Origin of the sequence: Amycolatopsis deserti (assembly GCF_014653945.1) — a bacterium.
GTDB lineage: Bacteria > Actinomycetota > Actinomycetes > Mycobacteriales > Pseudonocardiaceae > Amycolatopsis_E > Amycolatopsis_E deserti.
This window is the reverse complement of sequence record NZ_BNAU01000001.1, coordinates 919,174-938,775: the sequence shown is the minus strand read 5'-3', so window position 1 is coordinate 938,775 and position 19,602 is coordinate 919,174. Positions and strand designations below refer to the sequence as shown.

The 19,602-nt window shown below is 69.5% G+C and carries 23 protein-coding genes; 20 read left to right on the top strand and 3 right to left on the bottom strand.

Going from position 1 to position 19,602, the window contains the following annotated elements; genetic code table 11:
• Positions 1 to 312, bottom strand: a complete 312-nt coding sequence (locus IE290_RS04440) for a hypothetical protein (RefSeq protein ID WP_191243178.1) — start codon at positions 310 to 312, stop codon at positions 1 to 3.
• A 484-nt stretch (positions 313 to 796) separates the two neighbouring features.
• On the opposite strand from IE290_RS04440, the gene IE290_RS04435 reads away from it, so the two are divergent.
• Both IE290_RS04435 and IE290_RS04430 read left to right on the top strand, forming a co-directional pair.
• Positions 797 to 988, top strand: a complete 192-nt coding sequence (locus tag IE290_RS04435; RefSeq protein ID WP_191243177.1) for a hypothetical protein — start codon at positions 797 to 799, stop codon at positions 986 to 988.
• A 29-nt stretch (positions 989 to 1,017) separates the two neighbouring features.
• On the top strand, positions 1,018 to 1,557 hold the full coding sequence (locus tag IE290_RS04430) for an HD domain-containing protein (protein WP_191243956.1): 540 nt from the start codon (positions 1,018 to 1,020) through the stop codon (positions 1,555 to 1,557).
• A gap of 100 nt (positions 1,558 to 1,657) precedes the next feature.
• On the opposite strand, the gene IE290_RS04425 is transcribed toward IE290_RS04430, so the two are convergent.
• Positions 1,658 to 2,311: a prepilin peptidase gene (locus tag IE290_RS04425; protein ID WP_229874179.1), complete on the bottom strand. Its 654-nt coding sequence runs from the start codon at positions 2,309 to 2,311 to the stop codon at positions 1,658 to 1,660.
• Positions 2,312 to 2,574: 263 nt separating this feature from the next.
• Between IE290_RS04425 and IE290_RS04420 the strand changes: the two genes are divergently transcribed.
• The 13 genes from IE290_RS04420 (at position 2,575) to IE290_RS04360 (ending at position 13,640) form a co-directional block, all read left to right on the top strand.
• Positions 2,575 to 3,114 carry a hypothetical protein gene (locus tag IE290_RS04420; protein ID WP_229874177.1) on the top strand — a complete coding sequence of 180 codons (540 nt, stop codon included), beginning with the start codon at positions 2,575 to 2,577 and terminating at the stop codon, positions 3,112 to 3,114.
• 554 nt (positions 3,115 to 3,668) lie between these two features.
• Positions 3,669 to 4,124, top strand: a complete 456-nt coding sequence (locus tag IE290_RS37685) for a hypothetical protein (protein WP_229874175.1) — start codon at positions 3,669 to 3,671, stop codon at positions 4,122 to 4,124.
• Between the two features lie 83 nt (positions 4,125 to 4,207).
• A complete protein-coding gene (locus IE290_RS04410) occupies positions 4,208 to 4,894 on the top strand; it encodes an SAF domain-containing protein (protein ID WP_191243175.1) in 687 nt (228 codons plus the stop codon).
• Complete coding sequence (locus IE290_RS04405; RefSeq protein ID WP_191243174.1) at positions 4,894 to 5,748, top strand: CpaE/TadZ family protein; 855 nt, start codon at positions 4,894 to 4,896, stop codon at positions 5,746 to 5,748. The genes IE290_RS04410 and IE290_RS04405 overlap by 1 nt, the downstream gene beginning before the upstream one ends.
• A 92-nt stretch (positions 5,749 to 5,840) precedes the next feature.
• Positions 5,841 to 7,169: a TadA family conjugal transfer-associated ATPase gene (locus IE290_RS04400; protein WP_191243953.1), complete on the top strand. Its 1,329-nt coding sequence runs from the start codon at positions 5,841 to 5,843 to the stop codon at positions 7,167 to 7,169.
• The gene (locus IE290_RS04395) at positions 7,166 to 8,056 is read left to right on the top strand and encodes a type II secretion system F family protein (protein WP_191243173.1); all 891 of its coding nucleotides are present in this window, start codon (positions 7,166 to 7,168) and stop codon (positions 8,054 to 8,056) included. The genes IE290_RS04400 and IE290_RS04395 overlap by 4 nt, the downstream gene beginning before the upstream one ends.
• 5 nt (positions 8,057 to 8,061) lie before the next feature.
• Positions 8,062 to 8,955: a type II secretion system F family protein gene (locus IE290_RS04390; protein WP_229874325.1), complete on the top strand. Its 894-nt coding sequence runs from the start codon at positions 8,062 to 8,064 to the stop codon at positions 8,953 to 8,955.
• 24 nt (positions 8,956 to 8,979) lie between these two features.
• Positions 8,980 to 9,168, top strand: a complete 189-nt coding sequence (locus IE290_RS04385; protein ID WP_167096519.1) for a hypothetical protein — start codon at positions 8,980 to 8,982, stop codon at positions 9,166 to 9,168.
• A gap of 4 nt (positions 9,169 to 9,172) precedes the next feature.
• A complete protein-coding gene (locus IE290_RS04380; RefSeq protein WP_191243171.1) occupies positions 9,173 to 9,616 on the top strand; it encodes a TadE/TadG family type IV pilus assembly protein in 444 nt (147 codons plus the stop codon).
• A 5-nt stretch (positions 9,617 to 9,621) separates the two neighbouring features.
• A complete protein-coding gene (locus IE290_RS04375) occupies positions 9,622 to 10,107 on the top strand; it encodes a TadE/TadG family type IV pilus assembly protein (protein WP_191243170.1) in 486 nt (161 codons plus the stop codon).
• Positions 10,071 to 10,553 (top strand): hypothetical protein, encoded by a 483-nt coding sequence (locus IE290_RS04370; protein ID WP_308431323.1) that lies wholly within the window; start codon positions 10,071 to 10,073, stop codon positions 10,551 to 10,553. Before IE290_RS04375 ends, IE290_RS04370 begins: the two co-directional genes overlap by 37 nt.
• Positions 10,554 to 10,570: 17 nt before the next feature.
• The gene (locus IE290_RS04365; RefSeq protein ID WP_191243169.1) at positions 10,571 to 10,966 is read left to right on the top strand and encodes a hypothetical protein; all 396 of its coding nucleotides are present in this window, start codon (positions 10,571 to 10,573) and stop codon (positions 10,964 to 10,966) included.
• Positions 10,967 to 10,973: 7 nt separating this feature from the next.
• Positions 10,974 to 13,640 (top strand): BTAD domain-containing putative transcriptional regulator, encoded by a 2,667-nt coding sequence (locus IE290_RS04360; protein ID WP_229874173.1) that lies wholly within the window; start codon positions 10,974 to 10,976, stop codon positions 13,638 to 13,640.
• 32 nt (positions 13,641 to 13,672) lie between these two features.
• On the opposite strand, the gene IE290_RS04355 is transcribed toward IE290_RS04360, so the two are convergent.
• A complete protein-coding gene (locus IE290_RS04355) occupies positions 13,673 to 14,128 on the bottom strand; it encodes a winged helix-turn-helix transcriptional regulator (protein ID WP_191243168.1) in 456 nt (151 codons plus the stop codon).
• A 758-nt stretch (positions 14,129 to 14,886) separates the two neighbouring features.
• On the opposite strand from IE290_RS04355, the gene IE290_RS04350 reads away from it, so the two are divergent.
• From IE290_RS04350 to IE290_RS04330, 5 genes are read left to right on the top strand one after another with little or no spacing between them, the layout of a single operon-like run.
• Complete coding sequence (locus IE290_RS04350) at positions 14,887 to 15,039, top strand: hypothetical protein (RefSeq protein ID WP_177229011.1); 153 nt, start codon at positions 14,887 to 14,889, stop codon at positions 15,037 to 15,039.
• A 32-nt stretch (positions 15,040 to 15,071) separates the two neighbouring features.
• Positions 15,072 to 16,307 (top strand): AAA family ATPase, encoded by a 1,236-nt coding sequence (locus tag IE290_RS04345; RefSeq protein WP_191243167.1) that lies wholly within the window; start codon positions 15,072 to 15,074, stop codon positions 16,305 to 16,307.
• Positions 16,308 to 16,337: 30 nt separating this feature from the next.
• Complete coding sequence (locus tag IE290_RS04340) at positions 16,338 to 18,086, top strand: vWA domain-containing protein (RefSeq protein WP_191243166.1); 1,749 nt, start codon at positions 16,338 to 16,340, stop codon at positions 18,084 to 18,086.
• A 20-nt stretch (positions 18,087 to 18,106) separates the two neighbouring features.
• Entirely contained in the window at positions 18,107 to 18,664 is a 558-nt protein-coding gene (locus tag IE290_RS37680; RefSeq protein ID WP_229874168.1) for a hypothetical protein, read from the top strand.
• Positions 18,661 to 19,458 (top strand): hypothetical protein, encoded by a 798-nt coding sequence (locus tag IE290_RS04330; protein ID WP_191243165.1) that lies wholly within the window; start codon positions 18,661 to 18,663, stop codon positions 19,456 to 19,458. Before IE290_RS37680 ends, IE290_RS04330 begins: the two co-directional genes overlap by 4 nt.
• The last annotated feature ends 144 nt before the right edge of the window (positions 19,459 to 19,602 follow it).

Genomic DNA, 19,602 nt, shown 5'->3' with positions numbered 1-19,602 from the left:
TCAGTCGCCGCGGCGGCGTAGTGCGTAGGCCGGGACGAGTTGGTCGACGACCTCGAGCTTGTTCCGCCGCGGGTCGGCATAGGGGATGTCGAAGTCGACGACACCGAGCCAGTCCCCCTTCGCGGTGGAGAACCAGCCCGTGAGGCGACCGGGTACCTCGCTGGTCATGTCCAGTCCGGTGACGACGGTGTGCGCGGGCGCTCCTGGGACGCGCGCATAGATGGCGTCCAGCCGAACCCAGACCGGGGTGATGACCGGGATCCGCCCGTGGTCGGCGTCGCCGGTGAAGCGCGTGTAGGGGGTGTGCAGCATCTGCAGCCTCCTACTTCCGCCCCGTCGGCGCCGCTTCCGACCACCTCCGGCGGCCTAGGTACGGCTGGTCATCGAGCTCGGCCCGCGCGGCCACCGACCCAGAAGTGCCGAGACGCCATGCAGCCGGAGAAGCGCCTTCGGCCCGGCACGCCTGGCACTCGACAGCGATCTCGGCACTGCCGACAACAGCCCGATACCCCGACGCAGCGAGAGAGTGCCGGCCTGCCCTGCACGTCGCCGGCAGGACGATGAGCCGCTCACCGTTTGCATCGACGCGGTAGTAGGCGAGGCCGTCGTACTGGTCACCGCCGGGGCCTTCCACGCTCATACCCCGAGGCTAACACGTCATCGAACTTGTGTTCGATGACGCTCCCGCTTCGAGATGGTGTGCCGACCAGGCGCGGGCTGGCGGGACGAATCCCAGGTCGCGTCATTGCTGCGCGGCCTGATCACAGAGCTCGACCGACCCCGATCCTGGGGCGGCGTGCACGTGCTGAGCCAGCACACCCTGTACACGTTGATAGCCTCACGCCCGTCACTGCTGACCGACTGGCCTCACCTGCGCCCGCCGCTCGAGGAGGCCGTCGAGGTGGGCCTGTCCACCGACGAACTCACCCGCACCGAGCGGGACCAGTTCGCAGGCCTGCACTACGCCCGCCGCATCGCCGACCGTTAGGAGAACCGCGCGTGTCAGACGCCACCGCCATGGCCAGCTTCGGCTACGAGCTCGGCATCCTCAAGCGGATCCGACGCTCGGGCTGGTGGCACGCCGGCGTCCGCGACCCCGAATCCGTGGCCGAGCACTCTCTGCGTGTCGCCCAGCTCGCCGGACTGCTGGCCGCTGAGGAAGGCGATGACCCCGCCCGCGCCGCTTACCTCGCCCTCTGGCACGACACCCAGGAAACCCGCACCGGCGACCTCCCCCACACCGTCAAGCCCTACCTCACCAAACCGGACCCCAGGCACATCACCGCCGACCAGACCGCCGGGCTGCCCGAGGCCGCGGGCGCCTCCGTCCGGGACGCCGTCGACGAGTACGAGACAGCCGAGAGCGCGGAAGCCCGCTGCGCCCGCGACGCGGACAAGCTGGAGATGCTCCTCCAAGCCGTCGAGTACCGCGAGATTGGCGTCCAGCGTGTCCAGGGCTGGATCGACAGCGCCCTCAAGGGCCTCACCGCCCAAACCGCCCAACGCGTCGCCGAAGCAGCCGTCTCCCTGTCACCCCTCGCCTGGCGCGACCGCTGAGCCCGGCCAACCGCGTTAATCGCGAATCGACACTGGCGAGCTTGTTGGAATAGTTCCGCAGGTTCTCCAAAAAAGCCGTTAGCAGATTATTCCAAATTGTCTAGGGCGCGAGGTCGCACAGGATTGCCAACCACGCACCCAGCACAAGATAGGGCCCCATAGGCATTGGGGCGCCACGAGGTACCTGCCCCGTGGCACGTAAGACCGCGCGTGCAATTCCAGCGAGCAGCCACCCCAGTACGGTGCCGGCCAGGACGACGCCCCAGCTCTGCCAACCCAGCGCGAGCCCAAGGAGCCCGGCGAGCTTGACGTCCCCGGCACCAAGTCCCCCGAGGGCGAGAGCGAGCACGAGATAGCAAGCGCCCAGAACACACATCCCGGCCACCGCCCGGAACAAGTCGGCGTAACCCGCCACAAGCACCGACCCAAGGACGAAACTCGCCCCCACCGCGAGGACGCCCACGAGGATCAGCACACCGGGCAGGCGTTGCTCGATGATGTCGATCAACGCCAAGACCACTGACACCGCCGCGAACGAGCTGTAGGCCACCAGGTCGATCCCCCAGCCGAAACGCCAGGCCGCGGCTGCGAACGCCACGGCCGTCGCGCCGGCTGACACCGCGCGCTCCCCCACGCTCAGCACCCTCGTCCGCACCAACGCTCGCGAGCACATCGCGATCGCCGCACCAACGCAGGTACCGACGGCAACCCAGCCGGTCAAGGCAAGCGGATTCATCGAAACCCCGGTGATCATGCGCGCGAAACTGTCGCGATTCCTAGCCGCCATGAATACCGGACGCAAGCCTCGAACGTTCACACCACGCGTCCGAAAGGGTGAACCTTTCTTAGTTGAAGCCATGCCGACTTCAAAGTCAGTGCGACGTGACCATTGCGGCCACAGGGGGACCGTGGTGTAGAAAGTTTGATCTGGTGAACAGTGATCAAGCGGTAGTGGTGGGGGGTACCACGGTGCAGGGGAGACCACGTCACTCCTTGAGCGGATGGGCGGTCACGGGGGTGACCAGTCTCGTCTTGTTCGCGGCATGCACTCCCGACGATCCGACGGACCTCGCGTCCGGACCGTCGACCGCCGCCCCGGCTCCCTCAGCTGCCGTGAGCACCAGTCCTTCCCCGACGGGCGAGGACAAGGCGAAGCAGGAGGCGCTGGCGGCATACCGGGCGATGTGGGCGGACTTCGTCCAGGCCGGGATCACATCGGACTGGCAGTCTCCGAAGCTTGGGGATCATGCGACCGGCCTCGCGCTGACCAACTTGTCCCGCGGTCTCTACGCAGACCACTACAACGGCCTGGTGACCAAGGGACAGCCGATCCTGAACCCGACGGTGTCCTCGGTCGAACCGGCAGGCGACCCCGTGAAGATCATCGTGTCCGACTGCGGCGACTCCACGAACTGGCTCAAGTACCGGGCTGACAACGGTCAGCTCGCGGACGACGAGCCTGGGGGCCGGCATGCGATCAACGCGATCGTCGAGAAGCAGGCCGATGGCTCGTGGAAGGTCACCGACTACGGCGTTCACGACGCGGGGACGTGCTGACCATGCGCCGGACCGCCGTCGTCGCCGGAGTCTTCGCCGTGGCCGTGCTCGGCCTCGCGGCTCCTGCCGTCGCCGGCGGCGGCTGGGGAAGCACGACCTGCAGCCAAACGCCCACGCCCGCGTGTGAACTCGGCGCGGGCACCAACGGCACCCCGGGGAAGGCTCCAGGAGCCGGGGCCCCCAACTCCGGGCGTCCTGGCGGCGGAACCAAGCCAGGCAACGGAAAACCCACGAATCCCGGCGACACGATCACGGGCGGCGATGCCGACATGGCGAGCTGCTCGTATGTGAAGAGCGACTACCAGCCGCCCAGCGGCGGCGCGTTCCCCGTGACGCACAAGCCTCGACCAAGCAGTGGAGGCGTCGTGCCGGTGGCATTGCCGCGCCCTGCTCCCGCCCAAGCCGGGCAACCCGCACAGGGACCGGGCGCCTGGTACGTGTGGAAGTGCTCGGGAGAAGGCTCGGCCGACACGTTGTACCGGCCTCCCGTGTGGATCCCGGACGGGGAACAGCCCGGAGCAGCGCAGCTGCCATCACCCGCAGAGCTGGCGCAGATGGCGCGCCGCCAGCTGCGGCTGCCCTCGCCGACGATCTCCGCGAACCCGGTGGGCGACCAGCTGGTGAACCTGCCCACCTGGATGTGGCTGTCGAGTGGCTGGGGTCCGGTGTCGGCGACCGCCGCCGTGCCCGGTGTTTCGGTGACGGCGACAGCGACGCCCGGCTCCGTCACCTGGTCGATGGGCGACGGCTCGACCGTCGCCTGCAACGGCGCCGGCACCCCGTATACGGCAGGTGTCGACCCGGCGGCACCCTCGCCGGACTGCGGCTACGTCTACCACCGCTCCTCGGCAGGACAGCCGGGACACGCTTTCGGGGTGACCGCGACCGTGCATTGGACGGTCACCTGGTCCGGCGGCGGTCAAGGCGGAACGTTCCCGGACATGACCACGACAAGCACCGCGAGCTTCCGCGTCGCGGAGTCACAGGCGTTGAACAACGGAGGCGGCTGACCGCCCAATACCCGACCCGATCCGCTCGCTGATTCCCTTCGGCGACGCGGCGCACTACCCCCTTGCCTCTGGGAGGTATCGGCGTGAGCACCAACACCACGACCCGCCCGGATACAGCGCCGGGCCCGTGGGTCAGCGACCGCAAGAACGCCCGGCGCTTCCGCGGGACCGGCCGACGCCGGAGTCTCCCGCACCTGCTCCTGGGCCTCCTCCTGGTACTGGCGTGCGCGGGCGGCTTCGTGCTGTTCTCCCTCGATTCGGGCGACCGGCGGGCAGTGCTCGCGCTCGCCCGCGATGTACCGGTGGGCCACGTCCTGACCCCGCAGGACCTGCGGCAGGTCAACCTCGCACTCGACCCCGCGGTGGCCGTGGTCGGAGTGGATCAAGCAGCCACGGTGGTCGGCAGGCCGATGGCGACGAGCTTGACGGCCGGGGCGTTGCTGACCCCGCGCTCGGTCGGCGATGCCGCGGTCCCGGGCGCCGGTCAGGCGATCGCCGCTCTTGCGCTCAAGCCCGGCCAGTTCCCGCCGGAGGTCACCGCCGGCGCCCGTGTCGCCGTGGTGTTCGTGTCTGCACCAGCCGGGACCGCGGCCAGTCCACCCGTTGACGGCGGAATGGTCTGGCCCGCGGTGGTCACCAATGTGGCCGGCACGCCGAACGACCAGACGACGGTGGTCTCGGTGCAGCTGCCCGAAACCGCCGCGCGTCAGGTCGCCGCGATTCCGGCCGGGCAGCTGTCAGTCGTGATGCTCGCTGCGGGAGGACGCTGATGCTGGTTTCGGTCCTGTCGTTGAAAGGTTCTCCGGGCGCGACGACGTTCGCCGTGGCCCTGGCCGCCCGCTGGCCCTCTGCCCGAGCCTTGGTGGTGGAGGCCGACCCCTCGGGGGGTGATCTCGCCCTGCGGTTCTCTCTGGCGTCGACGCCCGGTCTCGTCAGCTTGGCAGCCGCAGCACGCCGCGGTGGCGATGCCGACCTGGTGTGGCAGCACACCCAAGGCCTCCCTGGTGGGCTGCGCGTGATCGCCGCTCCCCCGGACGCCGAGCAGGCCCGTGCGGCACTGTCCGCGTTGGCACAGCATCAAACCAGCGGTCTCGATCTGCTGCGCCAGGTCGCCGCCCAGCCCGACGTCGTGGTGATCGCAGACTGCGGCCGCGTGGATCCTGGCTCGCCCGGCCTGCCGATCGCGCGCTCCTCCAACGCGATCGTTCTCCTGTCACGTGCTCACGCCGACGACCTCGCGCACCTTCCACGACGACTGCCCACCGTGGCCCGATGGAGCCCGAACCCCGTCTTGTTGCTGGTCGGCCCGGGCTATTCCGAAGCAGAGGTCGCCCGCGAACTCGGGGTGCCGCCGCTGGGGCGGGTACCTCACGATCCACGTGGTGCCGCCGTGCTCTGCGGCCGGCCGGCAACATCGCGATGGGGACCTTCCCGTTCGGCGCTCGGGCGTTTCGCAGAGAAGGTTGCCGGCGAACTCGCCAGCCGTGGACACCCGGCCACACCCGAACCGCCCCCAATGCACACGCCCGTCCCGGCTTTGCACGCGGTCCCCGGTGTCCCGCCCGCCGCTGTCTCGCCCACCGGTGTCCGCCCAGCACCCTCCGTCGGAGGGCAGTCATCGTGACGCCGTCAACCGCGAACCAACAGCCGGTCAATGGCGCAGCCCCAAGGAGGTCGCCGACAAGTTGGCCTACCGATGGCCGCCCGGCCGAGCCGTTGGACGCAGTGAGCCGGTTACGTCAGTATCTCCGTGAGCGGCTGAACGCCGATTTGCCTCAGCGAGTCGCCGACCAGCAGGACCGCACCGGGACGACCGCCACGCGCGAGGCGCGCCGTGAGCTGGCCCGCGGAATCATCGACGACGCCCTGCGCAGGCATACGGAGGACGAACTGGCCGCGGGCCGGCAGTTGCTTCCGCGCGAGGTCGAGCAGCGGGTGGTGACCGAGGTCGTCAACGAGCTGTTCGGCATGGCGGGGTTGCAGCCGCTGCTGGACGACCCGGCGGTGGAGACCATCAACGCCAACCGCTACGACCGGGTTTTCGTGCAGTACAACGACGGCCGTCGCGCCCGGGTGGGCCCGATCGCGTCGTCCAATGAGGAGCTGACCGATCTCGTGCGGCTGCTAGCCGCGCGGGCGAGCAGTCAGGAACGACGGTTCGACCAGGGCTCCCCAGCAGTCAACCTCCAGCTGCCGGGCGGGGAGCGGTTGTTCGCGGTGATGGGGCTGACTGCCGGCGGCGTGACCGCTCTGTCGATCAGACGCCACGGCTACCTCACCGTCACCCTGCGGGACCTCCGGCTGCGCGGCAGTCTCGATCCCGGCCTTGAGCAGTTCCTGCGCGCGCTGGTCAAGGCACGCAAGAACATCCTGATCACTGGCGGCACAGGTGCGGGCAAGACCACGCTGCTGCGGGCGCTGGCCTCCGAAATGGATCCGATGGAACGGATCGTCACCATCGAGGACGCCTTCGAACTCGGCCTGGACCACGACCCCGACATCCACGCCGACGTGACCGCCTTCCAAGCGCGCGAGCCCAACGTCGAAGGCGAGGGAGCCATCTCCCAGGCCGAACTCGTCCGCTGGGGTCTGCGGATGAGCCCGGATCGGGTCATCGTCGGGGAGATCCGCGGGCCGGAGGTCATCCCGATGTGCAACGCGATGTCGCAGGGCAACGACGGGTCGATGGCGACCCTGCACGCGTCCAGCTCGCGGATCGCTTTCACCCGACTCGCCTCCTATGCCGCTCAGGGCGCGGAACGGCTACCGCTGGAGGCAACGAACCTGCTCGTGGCCTCGGCGGTGCACTTCGTCGTGCACTTGGCGCGCGCCGACGACCGACGAACCCGCGTGGTGTCCTCGATCCGCGAAGTAGTCGGCGCCGACGGACCGCAGATCATCTCCAACGAGGTCTACCGGCCCGGTCCGGATCGCCGCGCGTGCCCCGTTGCCGGCGCCCTGCGCGGTGACACGCTCGACGACCTGGTCGACGCCGGATTCGACCCCGGTGTGCTCGAAAACCCCGAGGGCTGGTGGGCGCCATGACCGTCGCTCTCACCGCGACCACTGGCATCGCCGCGCTGCTCGGCGCCGGCGCCGGGCTCGGGTTGTTGCTGGTCGTCCTCGGCTTTCGGGGAACCGGCACTCACCTCCCCCGCCGCATCCGCCGTCCCGAGTATCCAGCCGACCCGCGTCGCTCGCTCCGGCTTGGTATCGCGATCGCTGCCGGGCTGGCAGCCGGTCTGCTGACTGGCTGGCTGGTTGGCGGCGTCCTCACCGGGCTCGCCTGCTGGGGGTTGCCCCGCGTCCTGGGCGGGGACCCGGAGCACACCCGTCGAATCGCCCGCATCGAAGCGATCGCGACCTGGACGGAGATGCTGCGCGACACGCTGTCGGCCGCCGCAGGGCTCGAACAAGCCGTCCTCGCCACCGCGCCCCTGGCCCCACCGGCCATCCGGGCCAAGGTGGGTGACCTGGCGGCCGGAATCGAAAACGGCGAGCGTCTGGCTCCGGCGTTGCGACGACTTGGCGAGCGGTTGGACGATCCGGTCGGAGACCTGGTGATCGCCGCCTTGCTGCTGGCCGCCGAGCACCAGACCCGGCAGCTGGCCGACCTCCTCGGGTCGCTGGCCGAGGCGGCCCGCGGCCAGGCGTCAATGCGGATGCGTGTTGAGGCCGGGCGAGCCCGCACCCGCACGTCGGTCCGGGTCATCGTGGGCACCACCCTGGCCTTCGCGGTGGCCGTGGTGCTGCTCAACCGCAGCTACATGGGCGCTTATGACAGCGCCGCCGGCCAGATCGTGCTGCTGGGGATCGGCGGTCTGTTCGCGGCCGGGTTCGCCTGGCTGAGCCGCATTGCCCGTATCCCGCTGCCCGATCGGTTCCTCGCCACAGCCGGCGACGCACGACTAGCCATTGGGAGGCAGGAATGAGCCCCCTGATCATCTCCCTCACACTCGGCACGGGCGTCGGCATCGGGCTGTGGGCGCTGGCGGTCTACCTGTTCCCGCCGCGTCCCGCACTGGGCGTCGTCCTGACCCGCGCCACCGCGCCACCCAGTCCCGAGCCGATCCTGACCACTGGGGACGCCGGCTGGGCCGCACGACTCGGTCGGCCGGCCGTCGCGCCTCTGCGCGCCCTCGGCCTGCCCGGCCCCCGTCTGGCGCGCGACCTCGCGGTGATCGGCCGCTCGAGCTCGACCCACCTGGCGGAAAAGGCCACCCTCGCCGTCGCCGGCCTCGTCCTGCCGGCACTGTTGAGCGCTCTCCTCACGATCGCCGGATTCGGCCTTGGTGTCGAGTTTCCGATCATCGCCGGTCTGGTGCTCGCCGCGGCGGGGTTCGTCCTCCCAGACCTGCAGGTCCGCACCGAAGCAGCGAAACTCCGCTCCGGGTTCCGGCACGCGCTGTCGGCCTACCTGGACCTGGTATGGATCACGCTGGCCGGTGGTGCCGGGGTCGACAGTGCGCTCGGCGACTCCGTCGCCATCGGCCGCGGATGGGCCTTTGCACAGATCCGCCGCGCGCTGGACACCGCCCGCCTGACCCGCACGACCCCATGGGCGACACTGCGCCGGCTCGGCGAAGAACTCGACGTGACCGAACTCGCCGAGCTCGCCGCCTCGGTCAGCCTCGCCGGCACCGAGGGCGCCAAGGTCCGCACATCCCTCGCCGCTAAGGCACAGGCCCTGCGCACCCACCAGATGACCGAAGCCGAGGGCGATACCCAAGCGGCAACCGAACGGATGTCGCTACCGGTGATGGCGTTGTTCCTCGGATTCCTCGCCTTCATCGCCTACCCCGCTCTAGTCCAGGTCCTCAATGGACTCTGAACCGGCGTACGAGAGGAGAATCTGATGCCCTCACAATGGGACACGTTGTGGACCATCATCCGAGCTCGGGTGGACATGCTACGGCGTGAACCCGAGGCCGGGTACTCGACCGAAACGGTGCTCGTGACAGCGCTGCTGGTCGTCGCGGCCATCGCGGTGCTCGCGATCATCGTCGCCAAGGTCACGTCCAAGGCCAACAGCATCGACATGTGAAGCTATGAACCGCAGGCAGATCCTCTGCGCGAGACCCGCCTCGTGGCGAGTCCGGCTCCGCAAGTCGTTGATGGGCGACCACGGCTCGGTGAGCGCGGAGCTGGTGATCGCCACTCCCCTGCTGTTGCTGGTGCTGCTGGCCATCGTGCAGTTCGCGCTGTGGTCGCACGCCACGCACATCGCCCAGGCCGCCGCCTCGCAGGGCCTGGTGGCCGCGCGTTCGCAGAACGGGACCGCCGCGGCGGGCACGGCCAGCGCGCAACAACTCCTCGGCCAGCTCGCAGGTGGTCCGCTGCGCGGCGCCGCCGTGTCGACCGACCGGGGCCCAGCTGCAGCCGCAGTCCGGATCTCCGGGACGGCCACGTCAGTGGTTCCGTTCCTGACGCTGCCCGTACATGCCGAGGCCGCCGGTCCTGTCGAACGCTTCGTTCCGGAGACGAGTGGATGACCTCGATGACCAGAACCTCACCCCGGTGCGGACTCCGCGGCCAGGAGGCGCGGATCGTCTGGTGGCGTGCCGACGAGGGGTCGGTCGCCTCCGAGATCACGCTCGTCGCCCCGTTGCTGATCATGCTCCTGGTGTTCGTCGGCGTCGTGATCCACCGCGGGGTGGAAGCTCGGATCCGCATCGACGACGCCGCCCATCAAGCCGCCCGCGCCGCGAGCATGGAGCGCACCGCTACTGCCGCGATCAGTGCCGCCCAGTCCACGGCCGCCGCAGCCCTGGCCGACGCGGGTGTGGCCTGCCGGTCGTTATCCGCGACCACCTCGACCGGAGGCCTGCGCCCCGGCGGCACCGTGACGGTCACCATCGCCTGCGATGTCGACTTCGGCGACGCCCTCATCCTCGGCGTGCCCGGTGGGAAACGGTTGACAGCCACGGCTGCCGAGCCGGTCGACGTGTGGCGATCGACGGCGAACACCGGGACATCGTCGTGAAGCACCGGAGCACCATCGAGCGCGCGATCGTCTGGTGGCGGGCCGACGAGGGCCGCGTGTCCGCCTTCGTCGTCGTGCTGGTCACCGCCATCCTGGCCCTGGCCGGCCTGACGCTCGACGGCGGCCTCGCTCTGGCCGCCAAGGTCCGGGCGAACGGGCAAGCCGAAGCCGCCGCTCGCGCCGGCGCACAAGCCATCGACCTGGCCGCGTACCGCAACAGCGGGACCCTTCGCTTGGTGCCCGCGCAAGCCATCGCCAGGGCCCAAGCCCATCTGACCGCTGAGGGCGCCGTGGGCGCGGTCGTGATTTCCGGTGACACCGTCACGGTGACCGTCACGGGCTCCCAGCCCACCCAGCTACTCGGGCTGATCGGAATCAGCTCGCTGTCCGTACACGGACAGGGAAGTGCGCACCCGCAACGCGGAATCACGACCGTCGAGCCATGACGAAAGGAGAAGAGATCATGCCCACCGACGAAGAGGTCGAACACCGCATCGAAGACGTTGACGCCCCGCGTACGGCGAGGCGCAAAGCCGCCGCCCAGCGGGTGAATCAGCTGGCCCAGCGCCGTGCCGCGATCGTCGCGCAGCTGGAGGACGTCGAGGGGCAACTCGGCGAGATCGTCGCCGATGCCGAGGACGTCATCAGCATCGAGGAACTCGCGCGGTTCACCGACCTGAAGGCCTCGGACCTCACGCAGTGGGTCAGCGGCCGCAAGACCACGCGAACCAAGCGGAAGAAGCCGGCCGGGAGCAAGCTCGGTACTCGTTCCCGCAGTTCGTCCCAGACGAACGGCCGATCGGGTGATCCTGCGCCCGCGCCGCCCGCACGTGATCTCCAGGTCGCTCAGCTCACGTGAGCGTCCGATGACTGGACGTTCGATGCGTAGGGCCGGCCATGGTGTCGTCGTCGCGGCCAGGCTGCTTCGCGGGTTGCTCGCCGCGGTGATCCTTGTTGCGCTGCTCGGCGGCCTGCCCTGGGCGCTCATCCGGTTCATCGGGTGGCCCCTGCCCGACCACCTGCCGACCTTGGCGGATATCGAGGGCGTGCTGCTCGGCCCGATGACCACAAACTTCCTGCTGGACTTCCTCGCCTGCCTCAGCTGGGTGGTCTGGGCGCTGTTCACGGTCGACGTGGCCCGCTGCGCCATCGAGGTTGCGCGCGACATGCGCGTCCCCGGCGTGATAGCCGCCGGCCCTCTCCGCCACGTCACGGGGGCTCTCATCGGCGCGATCCTGATCGCGATCGTGGGTCACCGCGTCGGCCACGGCCTCACCGCCGGGACGAGCTCGAGCACCGAAGTCGTCACCACGTCCGTTGTGAGGCTCGTAGACCACGAGCACGGCAGCGCCGACGGGATCGTCGCGGCGAGGTCGGTGGTGGCGATGGCGCCGGACCCGGTAACCGGCGTGCACGACTCGCTGTGGCGCATCGCCCAGCGCACGCTCGGCGACGGCAATCGGTGGCCGGAAATCTTCGACCTCAACAGGGGCAAACGGCAGCCCAACGGAGGCGTGTTCGACCGGCCCAGCTTGATCTTCCCCGGCGAGGAGTTCAGGTTGCCGGCAGACGCAACCGCACCCCCGGAGATCACACCGCCGACCACGGCGGCTCCCGCCGAACAGCCGACGCCCCCCACACCCGAACCACCGCCGGCCGAGGACACGTCACCGCCGCGTCCTGGCGCTTCCGGAGAGGCTGGGTTTCGCTGGGGCGAGGAGCTGTTCGTTGGGCTCGGACTCGCCTCCGCGGTCAGCGCGGCCTTGCTCATCGCGCGGCGCCGGCACCGTCGTCGCTACCGTCCTGGCAGCGGCGACCGCACAGACCTGCCCGTCGCGCCAGTGGTGTACCAGCTACGACTGGCCCACCTGCGAGCCACCGAGGACGAGCCCAACACCACCTACGGCGAGCCACCAACGGCCTCCGAACCGCCGCTCGCGCAGGACAGCACACTGCCCGTCGGTGTGCGCGACGGCCGGGAGGTTGCGTTGGACCTCGCCTCAGTCCATGGACTCGGCCTCATCGGCGAGGGTGCGCCAGCCGCGGCACGAGCACTACTGGTCGCCGCCGCGGCCACGCACTCCGGGGCAGGGGTGATATGTCCCGTCGAAGACGCGGACGCGCTGCTGGGGCACAGGACGGACCAATCGAAGCTACCGGCAGGTGTGCAACTGGTCGCCAACGTCGAGGGGGCACTGGACGCGCTCGAAGCCGAGACGCTGGCACGCGCACGACAGACGCCGAACGCGCAAGCCGAGCCGTGGCCTCCCGTCCTGCTGGTGGCGCGCGCACCGGAACGGCATCGGCAGCGGCTGCAGGCTGTCCTGGACAACGGGTCGTGCTTCGGTGTCACCGGGCTGCTGCTGGGCCAGTGGCCCGCCGGCGTCACCGCCTACGTCCGAGCCGAGGGCACCGTGTCCGCGACCAATCCCGGCCCGGGCGAACGCCTGCGCGGCATGCGGATGTTCCGCCTCGGTGACGACCACCTCGCCGATCTGCTCGCCCTGCTACGCCAGACCGAAACGCCGGACGAGAGCGACCGGCACAACACCCCCGACGAGCTGGAACCCGGCCTCGAACTCCGGGCCGGACAGAGCGCCCGCGATCAGTCCGACGCCGGGCTGGAGATTCTCAGGGGCACTGCCGACCTCGCTGATCCGCTCGTCCCGATTCCATCTCAGCAGCGGCCGAGCCCAACCGGGAACCAGCAGGACGCGCTCGCGCCGCTGCGGGCCACGGTCCTGGGCCCGGTGCGCGTGTGGTGGCGGCCCCGGCCTGCTCAGGCGGCTGAGAGTGTCGAGAACGAGGTCACGTCGGCATTCCAACCCCGGGTGCGCGAACTGCTGGTGTTCTTGAGCCTGCATCCGGACGGCGTCAGCCGCGAGGCGCTCATCGCGGCCCTGTGGCCGGCGGGCCCTCCCGAGAAGACGACCAACGCGCTGAACACCAGCCTCAGCCGTCTCCGCCGCGCAATCGGTGCCGCAACCGACGGTGCGCTCTCCGACGTGGTGGTGACCGGCGAGGGTCGCTACCGCCTCGATCCGGGCTTGGTCGAGGTCGATTACCACCGCTTCGCCGCTGCCGTAGCAGCGCGGCGCGCGGCTACGAACCAGCAGGACCGGATCGACGCCAACCGCCGCGCGGTCGAGAGCTACGCCGGTCCCCTGGCCGACGGCATGAGTACGGAATGGATTGAAACCGCCCGGGAATCCATCCGCCGCGATGCCATCGACGCCGTCGCCGCGCTCGCGCGAGCACTGGTCGACGAGGACCCGCAGCAGACCCTCGATCTCCTTGAGATCGCCCGCGCCTTCGATCCGCACAACGAACTGATCTACCGCGACATCATGCGCCTGCAGGAACGCCTCGGGCAGCTCGACGCCATCCCACGAACCCTCACCCTGCTCACCACACGGCTCGCCGAGGTCGACGACCAACCGAGCCCGCAAACCGTCAGCCTGGCCGAGCGGCTGCAACGCCGTCACGACCTACAGACAGACGCTGCCGGCCATGGTTACAGCAAAGCCGGGTGACCGTCCTTGGAGCACGACACGGTCGTCGCGGTTCAGGCCGGCCGCGGCGGAAAATCGTCATCACCCTCGTCCGCCGACGACCCGCCATGCGGGCCATGCTTGCGGCTGTATTCCTGAGCCTGCGCAAGCAAGTCAGGGTGTGCCCGAGTCCAGGCGATGAGCGGCTCCGCAGCCTCCAGCGCGTCGGCGACCGCCGGATTCAACGCGTATTCGACTTCCGGCGGAAAAGACTTCGTACTGCGCTCCCGGAAGACCAACCCCTGCATACGCATCTTTTTCAACGAACGCGCCAGAATGCTATCGTGCAGGACGCGTTGTTTATCCGTCCAGTTCTCGTCGATGAAATAAGAGTTGACCGTGGAAAGAATCTCTATCCGCCGCAACGGGCCAGCCCGGAGTGCCACCACGATCGCCGGCACCCACTTGTCCCCGAACAGGTTTCTCAGGTCGTACAGGCCCCTCAGAAGCCTGTCGTCTCGCTCCGTCACCACGCCTCCCCACGTGTGCCGACCCGGACCGCCGAGATGACCCTCCTCAAGGGCGTTATACCTGTTCGCAAGCGTGGACTAGCCCTCACCCGCGCCCATCGACGAGGACACCTCGACAAGCCCACATTACGCCAAACGGAGCAACGCGCCCAACCGTAGAACTACTCAACCCGCGTCTCACCCGCACGCCCGCATCCGATAGCCAAGCTGATCCACGCGGGCCGACGGGGCGGACCAAACGGGGATCACCTGGGGGATCAACATGGGGTTCATATCGGGGCGCCGATTAGAGCGCCACCGTACCGCGGCACGGAACCGCCTGGCCAGGGCACCCGCAGAGGGATCCGGTGCTATCCCAGACTCGACCCGCCCCAAGGCGGTGAACACATCGGGGCGGCGGGCCGGCGGCGACGTGACGACAGGCCACTCGGTCGCCAACACAGCCAGCCTTCACCCTTCAGCTTCTCGTTCCGGATATTCATGGATTAAATGCAATTCGATTGTTTTCCTCTTCTTCTCGGCATTACTCAATTCATCCATCGGGCACACCTCACAGGTCTTTGACCTGGGCAAACACGGGAATGAGCCCCAGGAATCACCAACCCGACAAAACCAGGAAAAGAGTCTTGAAAATACGCGGTCAAACCTATTGCACATCGGGCGCATGTCGAGTCATAATTGATTTGTCGCCGGGGAACCGGAAATCACAACCAATACGATGCCCGGCGTGAGCCATATTCCCAGAATGGGGGCCCATCATGCACTACGCCGACACCACGACCAACGACAACGGCACCGTGACCGCGTTTTGCTACTGCGGCTGGTCGGCCGTCCACGACACCCAGGAATCGGCCGACGCCGCCGCCGAATACCACCAGAACGACGACGCCGACGACTACGCCGCTGCCTGACCGGCCCTGATCAACGAAAGGACTGACCCGCGATGACCACGCCGCCCGCACCCACACCAGCACCGGCAACCGCTGGCGCGGCCGCCCCAACCACGGGCGCGGCGGCCAGGCTGCGCAACGGCGAATTGCGCGCGATGGTCGCGCGGGTGCTGGCCGACAACCACGGCACGCCGTTGACGCCGCGCGCGATCGCGGCGAAACTCGGCGGCCGGTCATCGGGCGCGGTCGGCAATGCGCTGAAAGCCCTGGCCGACCAGGGGCACGCGTTCACCGCGTCCGCCGCACCCCTGACCTATGGCGCGACCGCGACCACGGACTCCGTCGCCGCAGCCACGATCACCCCCACGCCGCCACGGCCGCCCGGGACCACCTGGGCGGCCCGTCCGAACAGGACCAGCGCGGCACCGGCCCCCGCAACCGCCCCGGCAGCCACCCCACCCGCCCCGCCCCCTGCACCGGTCACCGGCCCCGTGACGCGTCCGAACGGGACCCCGTACCACCCCCGGTTGTTGTCGGGGATGCCGGACGTGGTCGCGTTGCGGAAACTGCGGGACGCTGGAATTCCCGCCCTGATGTACGGGCCGCCCGGTACCGGGAAGACGTCGGCGGTCGAGGCCGCGTTCCCGGACCTGCTGACCGTGCAGGGTGATGGGGACACCACGGTCGCCGACCTGGTCGGGGAATATGCCCAGACCGTGGACGGGAACGGGACCGTTCGCTACACGTTCATCCACGGCCCGCTGGTCCGCGCGATGCGTGAGGGCCGGACCTTGTTCATCGACGACGCCACGCTGATCCCCCCGACCGTGCTCGCCGTGGTCTACCCCGCGATGGATGGCCGCCGCCAGATCATCATCAAAGCCAACGGGGGCGAGATCATCGACGCCGCGCCCGGGTTCTACGTGGTGGCCGGGCACAACCCCGGCGTGCATGGCGCAGTGCTCACCGACGCCCTGTCATCCCGATTCGCCGCCCAGATCCACGTGTCGACCGACTACGACCTCGCCACCCAACTCAAGATCGACAAGCGGGCAGTGAAGATCGCGCGGAATCTCGCCACCCGGCAGGCCAACGGTGAAACCGGCTGGGCGCCCCAGCTCCGCGAACTGCTGGCCTTCCAAAAGATCGCCGACGTACTCGGCGCCGAGGCCGCCGCCGGGAACCTGGTCGGTACCGCCCCGGAAGAGGACCGCGCCACCGTCGCCGCCGTGGTGCGCCAAGTGTTCGGCAAAGACCTCGCCCCGCTCGCCCTCGGCACGCGCATCTGACCCATGCCCTCCTGTCCGAAAGGGACTGTCATGAGCAATCACCTCGCCGACCCCGCCGCCACCGGTACCGCCGTGTTCCCGACCCGCCCGGAATGGCTCACCCTGTCCGCCGCCCTGGCCGACGAGGTCCCGGTGATCGCAGACCGTGACGACCTGCTGGTCACCATCGCGCCCGGCGCGGGCGGTGGCGCGGCCGCCTGCTTCTACCCCGGACCCGCGCTGATCGAGGTCGACGGCAACCACCTCAAGGTCGACCCCGCCACCGTCGACGCGGCCAACATCGGCGACCGCACCCGCTACGCCGCGACCTGGGGCGCGCTCACCCACGAGTGCGGCCATGCCAAACACACCGCGTGGGATCCACCCGAGGACGCCCCGCCCGGGGTGGTGGATGCCGCGATGCTGCTGGAAGAGGCGCGCATGGAGGCCGCGCACATCCGCCGCCGCCCCGACGACCGTCACTGGCTGCGCGCGTGCGTCAAGGAGCTCGTCGCCGATGACCTGCACCTGTTCGCAGACCCGGCCACCGCGCCGCAGATGACCCCTGCCGACGCCGCGCGCTCCGCCGCCCTGCTCCTCGGGCGCGCCGACGGCGGTGTGCTGACCGAGTCCGAAGTCGCCCCGCTCGCCCGGGTCATCGAAGACGTGCTCGGTCCGGACACCGTGGACAAGCTGCGGGCGGTATGGCGGGCAGCGCTGCACACCGCCGATGACGACGGCGAGACCATGCTCGACCTCGGACGCCAATGGTGCGAGATTCTCGCCACCGATCCCAACCAGCCCACCCCGCCCGGCACGTCGGGAACGCCGAACGGCACCGGATCACTCGCCCCGGGCACGCCGTCGCCGATGGCGGAGGCGATCGCCACCGTGCTGGACAACGTGGCCGCGAACGTTGCCCGGCAGCCGCCGCCGGAAGACCCGGCCGCGCGTGCCGCCGCCGCGCAGGCGCGCGAGAAGGCGGCTCGAAAGGAGGCGGAACGGGCCGCCCGGAAGACGTTCCGTCCCGGCGGCCCCCGGGACGGCCGCACCGCCCTGGCCGGTACCCGCCCACCGACGCATGACGAACGCACCGCCGCCCGCGTGCTCGCCCGCGCGCTGGACACCGCCGGGGCGCGCGAGCGGAGCGCGGTCAAGACGAGCTCCGTGGTCCCACCCGGGCGGTTGCGGATGCGGGGCGCGCTGGCCGCCGACGCCCAGCGCGCGGCCGGGGCACTGCCGACCGCCGAACCGTTCACCCGCATCACCCGCACCGCCACCCCCACCCCGCCACTGCGGCTCGGCATCGCGTGTGACGTGTCCGGCACCATGCGCTGGGCCCGCGACCACGTCGCCTCCGCCGCCTGGATCCTCGCCACCGCCGCCCGCCACACCCGCGTGCCCGCCGACACCGCCACCGTGATCTTCGGCAACCACGTGCGGCCCCTGACTTACCCAGGCCGAACCCCGGCGGTGGTGACCGAGTTCAAGTCCGACGACAACTGGGAAGACATCCCCACCGCCATTGCCGCCCTCGACGGCGCGCTCGGCCTGTCCAGCCCCGGCGCGGCCCGGCTGCTGGTCATCGTGTCCGACGGCCAATTCCGGGACCAGCCCCGGGCCGAAGGCCAGAAGCGGCTCAACCGGCTACGCGCCGCCGGGTGTGCGGTGCTGTGGCTGACCACCAGCAAGAGCGATACGCCGCTCGACGGGGCACGCGTGCACCTGCTCACCGACCCCGCCACGACCGCCCAGGCCATCGGACGCGCCGCCACCGCCGCCCTGCGCGTCGCCCACTGACACCACAAGGAGGTGCCCCCATGGAGACCGCACCCGATCCGTTCCCCGATCCTGAACGTGCGACGTGGTGCGCGCTCAGCGAGATCGTCGGCGACCGCTACCGGGTCTCGATCGCCACCGCACCAGGCCACTGGGCGGAATGCACCTTCCCGGCCACCGACGACATGACCCACCCCCGGGCCGTGACCACCGCCGTCGAACGCTTCACCGGCCGCCACGTCACCACCGTCACCCCGAGCCGCCCCCAGGGCGACGGCTGCCCCAGCTACCGGCTCACCGTAGGAGAGGAGATCAATGCCATGACCCAGACACCCGACACCGAGATCGTTGTCCGCACCTTCACTGAGAACGGCTGCATCATCACCGCCGTCATCGCCGACCCCGCCGACGCACAACAGACCCTGTACGGCACCGTCACGCGCGACGGGCTGCTGGTCGGCAGCTACTACTGCGCTGACCGCGTCTGGCAGCGTGACTGGCGCATCGTGGTTCCCGGCAATCAGCAGATTTGCCTCGGCTCCGAAGGGGAGGCCGTGTACGTGCTCACCACGGCCGGATCGGAAGGGACGACACGATGACACCCGTTGAGCGGCAGCGGCTACCCCGCAGCATCCGCGCAGCCATCGAAAAGTTCGAAGCGCTGCCAATGATCGGGATCTGGCGAGGCTACCCACGCGTGTCGCAGGGCGAGCTGAGGATGACGTTCGAGGCCGGCTGGGACCCCGAGTCCGTAGCGCAAACCTTCGCCATAACCTTGCTGGAGAACGAGGTCGCCGGCGAGGTGTTCCTGATCTACGGCGACGAGTCCACCCGGTACAGCGCGGGCGGCGACCACTGGTGGGTACGCATCGTGCTCCCCAGTCAGCAAGAGATCAACATCGACTGGACGGCACGTCAGTTCTACAACCTCGAGCAGCCGCACGCGCCACAGCACCGGGACCTTCCCTGCCCACTGATCTGGCAGAGCGACCGGCCCGGCGAGCCTGTGCACCCGGTGACCGGAACCTACCTGCTACTCAAGTCACAGCAGGTCCGCGTCGAGGATTCGCCCGGTGACGTCCGCGATGCCCGCACGGGACTGCCGCGCGTGCTGTCGAGCCGGTGCAGCACGTGCATTTTCCGCCCGGGCAACCCAATGCACCTCGATCCCGGTCAACGCGAAGGGATGGTCCGCGAGGCGCTGGCGCGGGGAAGCTGGATCGTCTGCCACGAGACCTTGCCCGCAACCGGGAAACCCATCGGTACACAAGCCATCTGCCGAGGCTTCTGGGACGTGCACGGCCCCGATTCCCTAGGCTGCCGCATCACCGCAGCCCTCGGCGGCCCCATCTATGCGCCGCCGCCGACCGAGGACGACTCGCTGGTCAGCTGAGCACCGCGATCGTCCACACGAGACTTTCATGAAGTTTCCACACCACGCTTGACTTCATCCGGTGAAGGAAGCGTCCATAGTCGTGTAGCCCAGACACACCGGCCGCGCACCGGGGGCTACACCGCCCCGGCCGGGGCATGACCC

Excerpts from the sequence above, each read along its gene's own strand:
- IE290_RS04440 (WP_191243178.1), bottom strand. The coding sequence starts at position 312 with ATGCTGCACACCCCCTACACGCGCTTCACCGGCGACGCCGACCACGGG.
- IE290_RS04430 (WP_191243956.1), top strand. The coding sequence starts at position 1,018 with ATGGCCAGCTTCGGCTACGAGCTCGGCATCCTCAAGCGGATCCGACGC.
- IE290_RS04425 (WP_229874179.1), bottom strand. The coding sequence starts at position 2,311 with ATGATCACCGGGGTTTCGATGAATCCGCTTGCCTTGACCGGCTGGGTT.
- IE290_RS37685 (WP_229874175.1), top strand. The coding sequence starts at position 3,669 with ATGGCGCGCCGCCAGCTGCGGCTGCCCTCGCCGACGATCTCCGCGAAC.
- IE290_RS04405 (WP_191243174.1), top strand. The coding sequence starts at position 4,894 with ATGCTGGTTTCGGTCCTGTCGTTGAAAGGTTCTCCGGGCGCGACGACG.
- IE290_RS04395 (WP_191243173.1), top strand. The coding sequence starts at position 7,166 with ATGACCGTCGCTCTCACCGCGACCACTGGCATCGCCGCGCTGCTCGGC.
- IE290_RS04385 (WP_167096519.1), top strand. The coding sequence starts at position 8,980 with ATGCCCTCACAATGGGACACGTTGTGGACCATCATCCGAGCTCGGGTG.
- IE290_RS04380 (WP_191243171.1), top strand. The coding sequence starts at position 9,173 with ATGAACCGCAGGCAGATCCTCTGCGCGAGACCCGCCTCGTGGCGAGTC.
- IE290_RS04375 (WP_191243170.1), top strand. The coding sequence starts at position 9,622 with ATGACCAGAACCTCACCCCGGTGCGGACTCCGCGGCCAGGAGGCGCGG.
- IE290_RS04365 (WP_191243169.1), top strand. The coding sequence starts at position 10,571 with ATGCCCACCGACGAAGAGGTCGAACACCGCATCGAAGACGTTGACGCC.
- IE290_RS04360 (WP_229874173.1), top strand. The coding sequence starts at position 10,974 with ATGACTGGACGTTCGATGCGTAGGGCCGGCCATGGTGTCGTCGTCGCG.
- IE290_RS04350 (WP_177229011.1), top strand. The coding sequence starts at position 14,887 with ATGCACTACGCCGACACCACGACCAACGACAACGGCACCGTGACCGCG.
- IE290_RS04345 (WP_191243167.1), top strand. The coding sequence starts at position 15,072 with ATGACCACGCCGCCCGCACCCACACCAGCACCGGCAACCGCTGGCGCG.
- IE290_RS04340 (WP_191243166.1), top strand. The coding sequence starts at position 16,338 with ATGAGCAATCACCTCGCCGACCCCGCCGCCACCGGTACCGCCGTGTTC.
- IE290_RS37680 (WP_229874168.1), top strand. The coding sequence starts at position 18,107 with ATGGAGACCGCACCCGATCCGTTCCCCGATCCTGAACGTGCGACGTGG.
- IE290_RS04330 (WP_191243165.1), top strand. The coding sequence starts at position 18,661 with ATGACACCCGTTGAGCGGCAGCGGCTACCCCGCAGCATCCGCGCAGCC.